Genomic DNA, 14,364 nt, shown 5'->3' on the forward strand with positions numbered 1-14,364 from the left:
ACTTTTCGACAAGATGAAAACGAACTGGAAGATGATGAGCGCGGTCCTCGCGGCCGGTGCGATGCTCCTTGCAACCTCCTGCTCCGAGAGCAGCTCGGACGACGCAACGCCGGCACTCGGCGGTGAAATCGCCTCGGGGCAGACGCTCGTGGGCAACGTCACCTCGGATGCCTACCTGCTCAAGGACGGAACCTATAAACTGAGCGGCGGCCTGCACGTCAAGTCGGGCGCAACGCTCCACATCGCCGAAGGGGTCACCATCGAGGCCATCGACGATGCCGTGGTGGACTACATCCTCGTGGAGCAGGGCGGCAAAATCGACGCCCAGGGTACGGCTTCCAAGCCGATTGTGATGACCAGCGAGCTGAAGAAGCCCGGCGCCTGGGGCGGCATCCACATCTGCGGCCGCGCCCACACGAATGCCGGTGCCGGCGTCCTCTCGGAAATCGGCAACGCCCCCTACGGTGGCTCGGACGACGCCGACAATTCGGGTACGCTGCGCTACATCCGGCTCGAATATACCGGCTTCGCCTTCGACGAGGAGCATGAGGCCAACGGCGTCTCCTTCTACGGCGTGGGCAACGGCACGACGGTCGAGTACCTGCAGGCCTACAAGGGCTCGGACGACGGCTTCGAGTTCTTCGGCGGCTCGGTCGACGTGAAGCACATGGTATCGACCAGCTGCTCGGACGACTCGTTCGACTGGACCGAGGGATGGAACGGCCGCGGCCAGTTCCTGGTGGCCTATCAGGAGGGCGAGTCGACGCTCGGCTACGAGTGCGACTGCCTGATGGAGTGCGACAACAACGGCACGAACTTCAGCGCCACGCCGGTGGCACACCCCGTGCTGGCCAACCTGACGCTCGTGGGCAACGGCTCGACGGAGAGCACGCACGGCATTCGTCTGCGCGCCGGTACGCAGGTCGAGCTCTGCAATGCCCTCATCACGGGCAAGCCGGGCTGCATCACGCTCGAGACCACCGAGACCGAGCAGGCACTCAAGGAGGGAACTTCGAAGCTCACCCACATCGCCATGAGCTCGGAGCTGGTATCCGAGAAGGGCATCTATACCAACAGCGACTTCGAGGCCGCAACGGACAACAGCACCGACTACACCCCGGCGCTGACCAACCACTACGTGGGTACGGTGGCCGGCGGCGAGGCTCCGTCGGAGAGCTTCTTCACGGCAGCCAACTACAAGGGCGCCGTACCGGCCGACAACGACTGGACGGCCGGCTGGACCCTCTGAGCGGACCGACCCCCTTCGGCCGGGGCTCGTCTGCGGCGATGAATGCGGACGGCGCCTCTGCCGGAACGGAAAAACCGGAACTTCCCCTGCGGAAGTTCCGGTTTTCTCGTTTTGTTGTGCCGGAGCGCGGCGGTCGGCGGCGCCTTTTCGGTGCGGGCGGTCGAAGTGACGGCGGTCGGAGCGTCGAAGTGGCTTTCGGTGCTTTCGGCTCGGGCGGCCCTGTTGCCCGGTTTTTGTGTCGGTGTGATTCGGCCCGGAGGAGGGGGCCGCTTCCGGTCGGGGAGTGCTTCGTGCGCGGCTCAGTTGCCCGGTTTTTGTGTCGGTGTGGTTCAGCCCGGAGGAGGGGGCCGTTTCCGGTCGGGGAGCGCTTCGAGCGCGGCTCAGTCGTTCTTGAAGAGGTCCACCTCGCCGGTTTCGACCTTGCGGTACATGTCGGCCAGCTCGGCGATGACGGGCGAGACGAATTCGAGCGTGTCGGTGACGGCCGACTTGCCCCCCTCGCCCTTGATGCGGTAGAGCATGGCGGCGTAGAGGGCGCGGAAGCAGAGCTCCGTGTCGCTCATGCCGGGGTTCCCTATAATCTGGCGCAGCCGCGGCAGTTCGGGCTCGAGCCGTGCGAAGGTGGTGCGGTAGTGGGCCCCCACGGGGAGCTTGAGCAGCTGGAGGTGGAGGTTGTGCATGTCGGCGATGAGGTGGAGCGTATGCTCCAGGTGGCCCTTTTCGTCCTTGCCCTCCTGGTGGAGCAGGTTGACGATGTCCATGTACCAGAGCAGGAAGAGGTGCTTCTTCTCCTCGGGGATGTCCTTGCGCGGCTCGACGAGCTGCGAGAAGATGGCCTCGGGGCTGAACTGCAGCGCGCGCAGCAGGTCCTCGAGCTGCCACAGATAGAGGATGTATTCGGCGATGTTTTCGCGCCGTTTGGCTTGTGCTATATCCATTGTTCCACTTTTTTCAACCGTCCCGGCGGCCCGGTCCGTTCCCCGGCGGCCCGGTTTGTTTCTCCGGCTGCCTGGTCCGTTCCCCGGCTGCCCGGCTCGTTTTTCGGTCGCAGGTCTGTTTCCCCGGCTGCCCGGTTTGTTTCCCGACGGTGAGACGTTCTCCGGCCGCCCGGTTTGTTTCTCCGGCTGCCCGGTCCGTTCTCCGGCTGCCCGGCTCGTTTTTCGGTCGCAGGTCTGTTTCCCCGGCTGCCCGGTCCGTTTTCTGACCGTCCGGCTCCCCGGTCCTCCGGCTCCCCGGCCCTTCAGCCTCCCCCTGGTAGGTTACTTTTTCGAACTGACAATCCAGGTCGTGGGACCCGTGCGGTGCTTGAGGAAGTACTCCTGCGACTTGAGCAGGTTGCGCGACTGGAGCACCATGTTCTTCGTCTCGTTGAGAATCGTCAGATAGAGCATTGAGGCCTTGGTGTTCACCTTGGCTTCGTTGATGCGGCAGAGCTCCGACTTGATGGCCTCGGCGATGGACTCGAAGAGCTGGTCACGCAGCGTGAGCACCTCCTCGATATCCGAGAAGTCGCCCTCGCGCAGCATCTGGTTGATGCGGCGGTAGATTGACTCCACGTCGTCGTTGATGGACATCAGGTCCTTGGCCTGCGCCTTCGAGAGCCCCTCGTGGTTGTTGTCGATGTGCTCGAATGCCGGGCGCGTGATGTGCATCAGCGCCTTGGTCATCTCGTTGAGGTAGTCGACCACCTGGACGTAGTAGTGGGCCGTATTGACGTCGCCGCTCTGCAGCTGCTTGAGCGTGGGCAGCAGCGTGTACTTGCGTTCGCGCGACTGGTAGAAGAGGTCGTTCGACTCCTTGACCATGTTGCGCAGCTCCTTGCGGTTCTCCATCATCACGGCGATGAGCGTGCGGTCGTAGATTTTCGTGGCGCTCTCCATCGTGGTGCAGACCTCTTCGCGCAGGCTGTGGATGATGTCCTCGTTGGTGGTCTCCTTCCTGCTCTGCGTGGCGGTCTGCTTCTCCTTCTTGCGGAAGTTGCTGTGGTAGAGCATGTAGCCGCACAGCAGCGTGATGACCACGAAGGCCGTCGTGCCGCCGTAGACGAGCGCCAGCCCGACGATGAAGGCGATGAGGAATCCGCCGAGCGCCGTGACGAACCATCCAGCGACGACGGTCATCACGCCCGAGATGCGGTATACGGCACTCTCGCGGCCCCAGGCGCGGTCGGCCAGCGACGTTCCCATTGCCACCATGAAGCAGACGTAGGTGGTCGAGAGGGGGAGCTTGAGCGAGGTGGCCATGGCGATGAGCAGCGACGAGGTGGTGAGGTTCACCGTGGCGCGAATCATGTCGTAGGGGGCGCCGCTGTGTTCGACGTCCTCGTATTCGAAGCGGCGCGAGATGGCGTCGCGGACGCGCTGCGGAATGACGCGCGCGATGCCGGCGTTGATGTTGAGCGCCGCGCGGACAATCGTGCGCGAGAAGAGCGACGAGCCGTACTGCTCGGAGCCCTCGTCGCCCTGTGCCGAGAGCGAGATTTCGGTCTCGGTGACGTGCATCGACTTCTTCGAGGTCCAGAGCGTGAGAATCATGATGGCGCCCGCGGCGAGCAGCACCAGGAAGTTGGCCGGGACGTTCTCGTTGAGCGCACCCATGAGCATCTGGCTGTCGCCGGCGTGGCGGGCGATGCTGTAGGCGTCGAATCCGGCCACGGGCACGCCGATGAAGTTGACCAGGTCGTTGCCGGCGAAGGCGAGCGCCAGCGAGAAGGTGCCGGCCAGAATCGTGATGCGCAGGATGTTGATTTTGAGCCGCTGGATGAAGAAGAGCAGCAGCGAGCAGCCCACCCAGCAGATAAACAGCGAGAGGAGCAGGTGCTGGTCGATGAAGCGGATGAAGGCGAGGCCTGCGAGCACCGTCTTGAGCCCCTTGAAGAGGGCGAAGTAGACGATGGCCGTCAGCGAGGCGCCGCACCAGAGCGAGCCGTAGCGGCGGAAGAGCGCCGTGTAGCGGAACGAGAAGATGGTGCGCGAGATGTACATCACCACCGTGCCGCAGGTGAAGGCGATGACCACCGAGAGCAGAATCGCCGAGACGATACCCATGGCCCGCGACGTGTTGATGAATTCGCCCAGTGCGGAGGTCCCCAGCGCCGGGTCGTTCGAGATTTTGTAGATGGAGACGGCGATGGCCGAGCCCAGCAGACAGAAAATCAGCGAAACGGTGGTCGAGGTGGGCAGACCCCACGAGTTGTAGAGGTCGAGCAGGATGACGTTGGCGAACATGACGCCCAGATAGAGGGTCATCACCTCCTGGAAGGTGAATCGTCCGGGGTCGAACATGCCGCTGCGGGCCACCTCCATCATGCCGCTCGAGGTGAGGACTCCGATGATGATGCCGACGGAGGCCACCGTGAGAATCGTTTTCATCGAGGCGGCTTTCGACCCGATGGCGGAGTTGAGGAAGTTGACGGCGTCGTTCGTCACGCCGACAAAGAGGCCGGAGACAGCGAGAATCCCGAGAATGACGATGATGACGGTGTAGATTTCGCTCATGAGAGGTCCTTGATTGTTTGGACAAAATTACGCCAAATTTTTCGCCGAAACGACCTCTTCATGGATTGTTAACGTTAACTTAACGCTCGGCCGGCTCAACGAAAAGAGCCGCGACGCTGGTGCATCGCGGCTCTTCGTTGCAGAGGCGGAGCAGGCTCCGCCGCAGGGTCAATCCTCGTCGGTGTCGGTGTAGGCCTTCAGCAGCTTCTCCTGCACGTCGGCGGGCACCTGTTCGTAGGAGGCGAACTTCATCGAGTAGGTTGCCGAACCCGACGTGAGCGACGAGAGCGAGGTCGAGTAGCGGTAGAGCTCGGCCAGAGGCACCGATGCGTTCAGGCGGTCGAAGCCCTTGTCGGACTCCATGCCCAGAATCATGGCACGGCGGTTCTGCAGGTCGCTCATCACGGCGCCCATGTATTCGCTCGGCACGAGAATCTCGACGTTGTAGATGGGCTCCATGATTTTGGGCCCGGCGTTGCGGAAGGCCTCCTTGAAGGCGTTGCGCGCCGCCAGCTTGAACGAGATTTCGTTTGAGTCCACCGGGTGCATCTTGCCGTCGTAGATGACCACGCGGATGTCGCGGGCGTAGGAGCCCGTCAGCGGGCCCTCGTCCATCTTCTCCATGATACCCTTCAGGATGGCGGGCATGAAGCGCGCGTCGATGGCGCCGCCGACGATGGCCGAGTAGAACTGCAGCTTGCCGCCCCACGGGAGATCGTACTCCTCCTTGGTCTTGACGTTGACGGTCATCTCGCCCTTGCCGGGAATCTTGTAGTTCTTCGGTTCGGGCATCCCCTCGTAGTAGGGTTCGATAATCATGTGCACCTCGCCGAACTGGCCCGCGCCGCCCGACTGCTTCTTGTGGCGGTAGTCGGCCTGGGCGACCTTGGTGATGGTCTCGCGGTAGGGGATGCGCGGCGCGATGTAGTCGTAGGCAATCTTGTTGTCGGCGGCGATGCGCGTGCGCAGGATGTTCAGATGGTGCTCGCCCTGACCCTGGACGATGGTCTGCTTGAGCTCCTTGGAGTACTCGACCAGGATGGTGGGGTCCTCGTACTTGGCGTCGGCGAGCAGCTTGCCGAGCTTCTCCTCGTCGGCCTGCTCCTTGCACTTCACGGCGGCGCGGTAGCGCGGCTCGGGGAAGACAATCGGCTCGACGGTGACGGGTGCGGCGGCTGCCGCGAGGGTGTCGTTCGTGCGCGTGCCCTTGAGCTTGACCGTGCAGCCGATGTCGCCGGCCGAGAGCTCGGTCACCTTGATGCGGTTCTTGCCCGCCACGGCGAAGAGTTGCGAGAGCTTCTCCTTGTTGCCCGTGCGGGTGTTGACGAGCTCGCACCCCTCGGTGAGCTTGCCGCGGATGACGCGGAAGTAGCTGATTTCACCGATGTGCTGCTCAATCTGGCTCTTGAAGACGAAGGCCACGGCGGGCTGCGTCTCGTCGGCGGCGAGCTCCTCGCCCTCGGTCGTGAGGAACTTGGGGGCCTTGAGCGGGCCGGGGGCCACGTTGATGATGAACTCCATCAGACGCTTCGTGCCGATGTCGTAGCGGCCCGAGGTGCAGAAGATGGGCATCACCTCGCGGCGGGCCAGACCAATCTTCAAACCCGAGCGGATGTCGTCCTGCGTGAGCGTACCCTTGTCGAAGTAGAGCTCCATGAGCGCCTCGTCGTGCTCGGCGGCCATCTCGACGAGCTCCTTGTTGAGCATCTGAGCCTTTTCGAGCTCCTCGGCCGGGATTTCGAGCTCCTCGCGGTGTCCGTCGTGGTCCTTGAAGCGGTACATCTTCATCAGCAGCACGTCGATGAAGGCGTTGAACTCGGGACCCTGGTTCACGGGATACTGTACGATGACGGGTTTCACGCGCGAGGCGGCCTTGATGGATTCGTAGGCGGCTTCGAAGTTGGCCTTGTCGGCATCGAGCTGGTTGATGACGCCGATGACGGGCTTCTTGAGGATGCGGGCGTAGCGGGCCTGGATTTCGCTGCCGACCTCCCAGCCGTTCTGGGCATTGAAGAGGAATACGCCGACGTCGCCCACCTTGAAGGCCGAAAAGAGGCTGCCGCAGAAGTCGTCCGACCCGGGGCAGTCGATGATGTTGAGCTTGCGCTCCATGAATTCCGTAAAGAGGATGGTGGAGTAAATCGAGCGTTTGTATTCGTGCTCGATGTCCGTATTGTCCGAGAGCGTGTTGTTCGTCTCGATACTACCCCTGCGGTCGATGACCTTACCCTCATAAGCCATCGCTTCGGCAAGGGTAGTTTTACCCGAGCCGGGCGCGCCGATGAGAACGATGTTCTTGATTTCCTTTGCTGAATAGTTTTTCATATCCCGTGAAAGTTTTAAGGTTGTTTTCGGTTGCTGCCGCGCCGTCGTGCGCCGGTCCTCGGGTGAAGGCTTCCGTGCGTATCGCTGCCCTCGGTTTCGCTGCCGTGCGATGCGGTCCGGGCGGAGGCGGTGCGGGGCTTCGGCGACCGGGAATGTCGTTTTAGCCGACTATAAATATACAAAAAAATCGGGATAACCAAATACCGTCGGCGAAAAAAGGGGCTCCGCGACGCCGGAAAAGCCCCGGAAAAGCGCCGGAAAAGGGGTGGATGCGGGCCGAATACGGGGTCGAAGGAGGCGGAACGGGCCGCGGGCCGCGTGGCGGCGGGCGGAGAGGGCGAAGGGGCGGAGCGGAGTCGCGAAGGGTCGGGAGGAGGCGGAACACGGTCGGGACGGGGAGCGGGAGCGATGGGGGGCGAATGGGAACAGTGCGGGGCAGAGCGGGTCGTGGCCGCCTCGGCGCCCTCTCCGCTATTCCCCTTTTCTTCCGGTGCGGCGCACCGAGAGCGGCGCCGAGCCCGTCATGCGGCGGAAGAAGCGGGCGAAGAGCGATGGGGAGCCGAAGCCCAGCAGTTCGGCAATCTCCGTCACGCTCAGGTCGGTCGAGCGCAGCAGCACGTTGGCCTCGCGCAGGCGGAAGTTCGCAATCCAGTATCCGGGCGTGTGCTCCGTGGCGCGCGAGATGGCGCGGATGAGGTACTTCTCGGTGATGCAGAGCTCGGCGGCGTAGAACTTCGGGCTGTGCTGCTGGCGGAAGTTGCGGTGGAGCAGCGCAAAGAAGCCGTCGGCAATCTGCTCGCAGCGGGCGCCGCGCCGGCGCAGGGGCCGGTCGGCATAGAGGTGCGAGGTCTCGGCGACGAGGACGAACAGCAGCGCCTCGACCACCTCGCGGCGCGAGGGGAAGCCGTCGCGGGCAAGCTGCATGCGCAGGAAGTCGAAGAGCTCGCTCAGGCTCCGCCACGCCTGACGGTCGGGCGCGATGCAGGGGCTCTGCTCCATCGCCTCGCTGACCGAGGCCCGGAGCAGGAAGGGCTGCCCGGCCAGAAAGTCGAACGAGAAGCTGAGCATCCGCAGCCGGAGCTCCGCCGTGTGCGACTCCACGCGGATGCGGCGCGAAGGGGTGAGGCAGAGCAGCTGACCGCGCTCCAGCTCGTGGCCGATGCCGTCCACCTCGATGCGCATCGCGCCCTCCGTACAGAGCGCGATACGCAGCCCGTCGAAGCTGTCGCGCACGGTGCGTCCGCACGGAAAGAGCGCCTCGAAGGCGGCGGTCTCCTCCATGAGCGAACATTCGGCCGGCAGAATGGCGTTGCCGGGCTCTCTTTGTCTCTCGTTCATCGTCGCAGCGAGGGGGCATACTCCCCCTTTCGAGGACAAAGATAGCGAAAATCGGCCTCGAATGGCGAATAAAGGTGCGGAAAAAGTGAACCGATGCACGGCAACAAGCACCAATGCGCGGGAACTTTGCGCCGTCGAAAATGAATCATAACGCGAATCGATGAAACAGAACGCTACCGCACCCACACTTCCCGGACCCGCCGTGCGCAACTCCGAGGCCTACCTGCTGGTGGTCATCGGGGTGGTATCGGCCTTCGGCCCCTTTCTGACGGACTTCTATCTTCCGGCGCTTCCGGCGCTGGCCCGCTGGTTCGAGGCTCCGGCCTCGCTCGTGCAGCTGAGCCTCACGGTGAGCATGGTGGGGCTGGCCGTCGGTCAGCTCCTCTTCGGCCCCCTGAGCGACAAGTACGGCCGCAAGGCGCCGCTGCTGGGTTCGATGGTGCTCTTCGTAGCCGCCACGGTGGCCTGCATCCTCTCGCGCCGCATCGAGACCTTCCTCCTCTTCCGTCTGGTGCAGGGATTCGCCGGTGCGGGGGGCGTGGTCATCTCCAAGTCGGTGGCTTCGGACCTCTACGAGGGGCCGGCACTGACGCGCTTCTTCGTGATGCTGGCCTCGGTCCAGGGGCTGGCGCCCATCCTGGCGCCGGTGCTGGGCGGCCTGCTGCTCGAATATACCGACTGGCGGGGCATCTTCGGCGTGCTGACGGGGCTGGGCGTGGCCGTCTGCCTTGCACTGGCCGCCTTCCATGAGTCGCTGCCCGCCGCCCGCCGCTCGACGGACGGCATCGTGGCCACCTTCGGCCACTACCGCCCCGTGCTGCGCAACCGACCCTTCCTTTCGTGCGTCGCCGTGCAGGCGCTGGCCATGGGGGTGATGTTCACCTACATCTCCTCGTCGCCCTTCCTCTTCCAGCAGCATTACGGCGTCTCGTCGCTCTCCTACAGCCTGCTCTTCGGCGCCAACGCCTTTGCCATCATGCTGGGCAGCTTTGCGGTGACCCGCTTCAGCGGAGCCCGGCGGGCGATGGTGGCCGGTGCGCGCGCCTTCGTGGCGCTCGGCGTGGTGACGGGCGCCGTGCTGGCAGCCGATGCGCCGGTGTGGTGCGTCGAGGCAGCCTTCTTCGCGCTGCTCTTCTGCATGGGGCTGGTGTTGCCCACCTCCACGTCGCTCGCGCTGGAGTTCGAACGGGCCAACTCGGGCATTGCCTCGGCGCTGATTGGCTGCTCGATGTTCCTCGTCGGCGGCATCGTCTCGCCGCTGACGGGCTTCGGACCGATGCAGTGGACCACGGCGCTGCTCATCGTGCTCTGCGCCGCCGGCACGCTGCTCTGCGCCCGCCGCGTCCCCGAGAGCCGCGCCTGATTGCGGAGCCGGCTGCCGGCAGTCGGCTCCGGCAGCTTTGGCCGCCCGTCGGCCCGGAATCGAAAAAACGCCTGCAAATCCTTGCGAGGGTCTGCAGGCGTTCTGCTTTTCTTCTGTCCTCTGCGGTCGCACCGCTCCGGTATCGGGGCCTCCCGTCGGGCGGCGCTCCGAGGCGCAGGGGCTGCCTCCGCTTTGGCTGTTCAGGACAGCCGCTCCCGGTCTGTATTGCTCCGGAGCCTTCCGGGGCTAAGCCTCGGGCGAAGGGGCCTCGGCGGACGTCTGTTCGCCGAAGAGGCGCTGCAGCGTCCGGGCCAGCTGCTGCCCGGCCAGTTGCCGCTCCTGCTCGGTCGAGGTGCCGTCGCCCCGCTCGCCGACGATGACCCGAAGCTCCGACGCCTCGATGTCGAACGCCTCGGCCAGCGCGAAAAGGAGCGCTCCTTCGCGGCTTCCGACCTTGGGCAGCGGCTCCGCGTCGTCCGTGTCGTCCGGCTCCTCGGTGCCATCTGTCTCGTCCTCCTCGTCCGCAACCTCGGTGCCGGCCGCCTTGTCCGGTCCGTTCGGCTCCCCGGCTGCCTCCGCTTCGAAAGCCTCGGGTGCCGCCTCCTCGGCTCCGTATCCCTCCGTCGCCGCCTCTTCCGGTCCGGGCACCACACCGTCAGCCAGCGGCAGCCCCAGGTCGGGCCCCGTGGTCTGGTAGAGGTGCTCCTCGCAGCCCGTGCGGTCGCGGGCGGTGACCACCTCGACCACCGTTTCGGGGCTCAGCGTCCCGTCGTGGAGCTGTGCGAAGCCCGCCAGCACCAGGTGGTGGGGCCGTTTGGCGCGCACGGCGCGGACGATGCAGGCGGCCGTCTCGGCGGCCGAACCGCCGGCCACGAAGACCGGAGCCTTCGTGCCGGTGAGGATGAAGGCCTTGGCCTCCTCGATGGTGGGGAAGATGAAGATGCGTCTCATGGCCTGAGGGTGCTGCGGCTGTGCGGCGGATTATTGGCCGACCACGGCCTCGAGCTCCTCGACCGTGATGGGAATCTTGCGGTCGCCCAGGATGCGGCTGCCGGTCTCGGTGACCAGAATGTCGTCCTCGATGCGGATGCCGCCGAAGTCGCGGTAGTCGTCAAGCGCCTCGTAGTTGACGATGCCGCGGTAGAGCCCCTCGGCGCGGCACTTGTCGATGAGCGCCGGGATGAAGTAGAGCCCCGGCTCGTCGGTCATCACCGTACCCGGCTCGATTCGCCACGCCGCACGGTAGATGCAGGTGGCCGACTTGGCGGCGCGCTCGGCAATCGACGAGAAGTCGAACGAACGCTCGCCCATCGCCTCGCAGTCGTGCACGTCCATGCCCAGACCGTGCCCCAGTCCGTGGGGCATGAACATCGTCATGGCACCCGAATCCAGCGCATCGGAGACCGTGCCGCGCAGCAGCCCGAGCCCCATGAGCCCCTCGGCCAGCACGGTGTAGGCGGCCTTGTGCACCTCGGTGTACATCATGTGGGGCTTGACGATGCGGGCCACGTGGTCGTGGGCCGCCAGCACGATGTTGTAGATGTCGCGCTGGCGCGGCGTGAAGCGTCCGCTGACGGGGTAGGTGCGCGTGTGGTCCGAGCAGTAGTTGTTGACCGTCTCGGCTCCGGCGTCGCAGAGCAGCAGGCGCCCCTCCTCCAGCACGCCGTCGGCGTTGAGGTTGTGGAGCGTCTCGCCGTGCTGCGAGACAATCGAGGGGAACGAGACGCCCGAGCCGTAGGACTTGGCCACCCCTTCGATGGCGCCGGCGATTTCGCGCTCGACCACACCCGGACGGCACATCTTCATGGCCAGCGTGTGCATGCGGTAGCCAATCTGGAAGGCGCGCTCCATCTCCTCAATCTCCTCGGCGCTCTTCTTCTCGCGCATTTCGGCGACGGCCATCATCAGCTCGACCGACTTGTAGTCGTGCAGCAGTTCGGGCTTGATGCCCAGCAGCGCCGAGAGCTGGAGCTTCGTCTCGCCGCGGTAGGGGGGCAGGTAGTGGACCCGGCGCCCCAGCGCGATGGCCTTGCGCAGCCGCGCCTCGAGCTCGGCCAGCGGATGGGTCTCGGTGATGCCCACGCGGGCCCCCAGCTCGTGCAGCGAGGGCTGCGGACCGGTCCAGATGATGTCCTCGACCGTGAAGTCGTCGCCGTAGAGCGCCTCGTCGCCCGAGTCGACGTCGATGATGCCGATGAGCGACGGCGTGTTGAGGCCGAAGAAGTAGAGGAACGACGAGTCCTGGCGGAAGTAGTATGCGTTGTTCGGATAGTTGTTCGGCGCGAGGGTGTTGCCCGGGAGCACGATGAGTCCCTGGCCGATTTTCTTGCGCAGCGTCAGACGGCGTGCGGCATAGGTCTTGGCTGAAAACATGGCTATTTGATGATTTATTCGTTGTGCGGGGTTCGGTTGCCCGCGCGGAGCGCGTCGGCTCCGGGGCGAACCCCACAAATGTACTAAAAATCCCGCGAGAATCCGCCTGCGGAGCTCTTTTTTTGCGGCAGCGGCCGCCGGACGGTTTTCGGGGGGGTGGGGCTGAGCTACCGCTTCCGCTTGCGGGCGAGCCCTTCGGGGAGCGGCAGGCGGATGCGCGAGAAGCTGACGACGGCGCCGGCCAGGGCGAAGCAGGCCGAGAGGAGCAGCGCCGTGTGGGTGCTGTTGCCGGGCACCAGGTGGAAGAGCAGCGCCATGAGCGCCGCGCCGGTGGTCTGGCCCACGAGGCGCGCTGTGGCGAGCATGCCGCTGGCGCTGCCGCTCCGCTGGGGCGGCGCCGAGGCGATGAGGATGCTGTTGTTGGGCGACTGGAAGAGGGCGAAGCCCGCGCCGCAGAGCATCAGCCGCCAGATAATCTCGCCCTGGGGCGGATTGTCGGGCAGGAAGGCGAGCAGCAGCAGTCCGGCGCACATGGCCGTGAGGCCCATGCCGCCGAGCAGCCCGGCGTGGATGCGCTCGACCAGATAGCCCGCCACGGGGGCCACGACCATGATGATGGCGGGCCAGGCGGTCATGAGCAGTCCCGTCTCCACCTCGTCGTAGCCGCAGGCGTGCTGCAGGTAGAAGGGGAGCGCCACCAGGGCGAGCATCTGGGCGATGAACGAGCAGATGGAGGTGAGCACCGAGACCGTGAAGATGGGGATGCGCAGCAGGTCGAAGGGGAGGATGGGGTAGGGCTCGCGCAGCTGCCGGCGGACGAAGAAGAAGCCGATGAGCAGCAGGGCGGCCACGCCGAAGGCAATCAGCCGCGGGTCGAGGCCGTGGGAGAATCCCTCGATGGAGGCGATGAGCAGTCCGAAGGTGAGGGCGTTGAGCACGCCGTCGCGCCAGTCGAAGCGGTGGTCGCGCACCAGCACGGGGTTCTGGGGCAGGTAGCGGCGGCTCAGCACGAAGGCGGTGACCCCCACCGGGATGTTGACGGCAAAGAGCCACGGCCACGAGGCGACCGAGAGAATCGCGGCGGCGAGCGTCGGTCCGGCGACGGCCGAGACGGCGACCACCGTGGCGTTGATGCCCATGCCGCGTCCGAGCTGGGCGCGGGGGTAGATGTTGCGGATGAGGGTGGTGTTGACCGAGGTGACGGCGGCGGCGCCGAAGCCCTGCAGCACGCGCGTCAGGACGAGCGTGGCGAAGGAGTAGGAGCAGGCGCAGCCCACCGAGGCGAGCGTGAAGAGGGCCAGACCGCCGAGGTAGATTTTGCGGTATCCGACCACGTCGCCCAGCGCCGAGAAGGAGAGCAGCGAGACCATGATGGCCAGCTGGTAGGCGTTGACAATCCAGATGGAGTCGGCCTCCGAGATGCCCAGCTCGCGGCCGATGGTGGGGAGTGCGACGTTGGCGATGGCGCCGTCGATGACCGAGAGCGAGACGCCGAAGGCGACGGCGACGATGGCCCACAGGCGGCGGGGCATCGGCAGCCCGTCCCACGCGGGGGCGGCGGAGGTTTTCAGGGGCGGAGTGTGCGTCATAGCAAAGACAAAGATACGAAAAGCGGGCGTACGTTCAAGCGAAAAAGGGGGGGGCGGGGTTGCAAATGCGCCAAAAGGGAAAATGCTGTCGGCGCAAATGGAGGGTGGAAAGAGGCGGGGATGGAGCGTGGAAAGGCGAGAAGGATGGAGCGGCGGCGCATGCAAAACGGGGAGGGTGGATGCGGAATGGAAGTATGGCGGGCGCAAAAACGGGGAGGAGGCACAGAATGGAGAGAAGGCGAGCGCAAAAACGGGAAGGGTGACAGGCCGAAAATGGAGGGGAGGGAGGCGTGAAAATGGAAGAGCGGACGCAAAAATGCGGGGCCGCGGCACGGGCGGGCGTGGGGCACAAAAAATGGAAGGGCCCGACCGCCGTCGGACCCTTCCGGTGAACTTTTATTAGGTATGGTTAGAAAAAACAGGTTGTTACTCGATTTGCCCCTCCCCAGTTTGCCCCCGTGTCGCTTATTCCCCGGGTGCCGCCCCTTTCCCGGTTTTGTACAGGCTCTTTTCTTGGGTTACTCCTGTGCCTCCCGGATTTCCCTTTGGCTCTTTCCGGATTCCCTTCGTGGCCTTCGGGGTATTCTCTGGCTCTTTCCCGCGTTTTTCCGGCTTCCGGGACCTGCGGGC

At 65.0% G+C, this 14,364-nt stretch carries 9 protein-coding genes; 2 read left to right on the plus strand and 7 right to left on the minus strand.

Annotated features, from left to right (window positions below; all coding sequences use genetic code 11):
• Positions 1 to 13: 13 nt before the first annotated feature.
• Complete coding sequence (locus B5F90_RS09065; protein ID WP_106634271.1) at positions 14 to 1,249, plus strand: hypothetical protein; 1,236 nt, start codon at positions 14 to 16, stop codon at positions 1,247 to 1,249.
• Between the two features lie 380 nt (positions 1,250 to 1,629).
• On the opposite strand, the gene B5F90_RS09070 is transcribed toward B5F90_RS09065, so the two are convergent.
• From B5F90_RS09070 to B5F90_RS09085, 4 genes are all read right to left on the minus strand, one after another.
• On the minus strand, positions 1,630 to 2,187 hold the full coding sequence (locus B5F90_RS09070) for a DUF4924 family protein (protein ID WP_087362485.1): 558 nt from the start codon (positions 2,185 to 2,187) through the stop codon (positions 1,630 to 1,632).
• 321 nt (positions 2,188 to 2,508) lie between these two features.
• Entirely contained in the window at positions 2,509 to 4,746 is a 2,238-nt protein-coding gene (locus B5F90_RS09075; protein ID WP_087362486.1) for an inorganic phosphate transporter, read from the minus strand.
• Between the two features lie 168 nt (positions 4,747 to 4,914).
• On the minus strand, positions 4,915 to 7,071 hold the full coding sequence (locus B5F90_RS09080) for an elongation factor G (protein WP_087362487.1): 2,157 nt from the start codon (positions 7,069 to 7,071) through the stop codon (positions 4,915 to 4,917).
• A 471-nt stretch (positions 7,072 to 7,542) separates the two neighbouring features.
• Entirely contained in the window at positions 7,543 to 8,409 is an 867-nt protein-coding gene (locus tag B5F90_RS09085; protein ID WP_087362488.1) for an AraC family transcriptional regulator, read from the minus strand.
• Between the two features lie 160 nt (positions 8,410 to 8,569).
• On the opposite strand from B5F90_RS09085, the gene B5F90_RS09090 reads away from it, so the two are divergent.
• On the plus strand, positions 8,570 to 9,772 hold the full coding sequence (locus tag B5F90_RS09090) for a multidrug effflux MFS transporter (RefSeq protein WP_087362489.1): 1,203 nt from the start codon (positions 8,570 to 8,572) through the stop codon (positions 9,770 to 9,772).
• Between the two features lie 246 nt (positions 9,773 to 10,018).
• Here B5F90_RS09090 and B5F90_RS09095 read toward each other — a convergent pair whose 3' ends face one another.
• The 3 genes from B5F90_RS09095 to B5F90_RS09105 all read right to left on the minus strand — a co-directional run bounded on the left by B5F90_RS09095 (position 10,019) and on the right by B5F90_RS09105 (position 13,677).
• The gene (locus tag B5F90_RS09095; RefSeq protein ID WP_087362490.1) at positions 10,019 to 10,723 is read right to left on the minus strand and encodes a hypothetical protein; all 705 of its coding nucleotides are present in this window, start codon (positions 10,721 to 10,723) and stop codon (positions 10,019 to 10,021) included.
• A gap of 30 nt (positions 10,724 to 10,753) precedes the next feature.
• Positions 10,754 to 12,145 (minus strand): aminopeptidase P family protein, encoded by a 1,392-nt coding sequence (locus B5F90_RS09100; protein WP_087362491.1) that lies wholly within the window; start codon positions 12,143 to 12,145, stop codon positions 10,754 to 10,756.
• Positions 12,146 to 12,312: 167 nt separating this feature from the next.
• On the minus strand, positions 12,313 to 13,677 hold the full coding sequence (locus B5F90_RS09105; protein WP_087362528.1) for an MFS transporter: 1,365 nt from the start codon (positions 13,675 to 13,677) through the stop codon (positions 12,313 to 12,315).
• Positions 13,678 to 14,364 lie beyond the last annotated feature (687 nt).

Origin of the sequence: Alistipes sp. An31A (assembly GCF_002159425.1) — a bacterium.
Taxonomy (GTDB): domain Bacteria; phylum Bacteroidota; class Bacteroidia; order Bacteroidales; family Rikenellaceae; genus Alistipes; species Alistipes excrementigallinarum.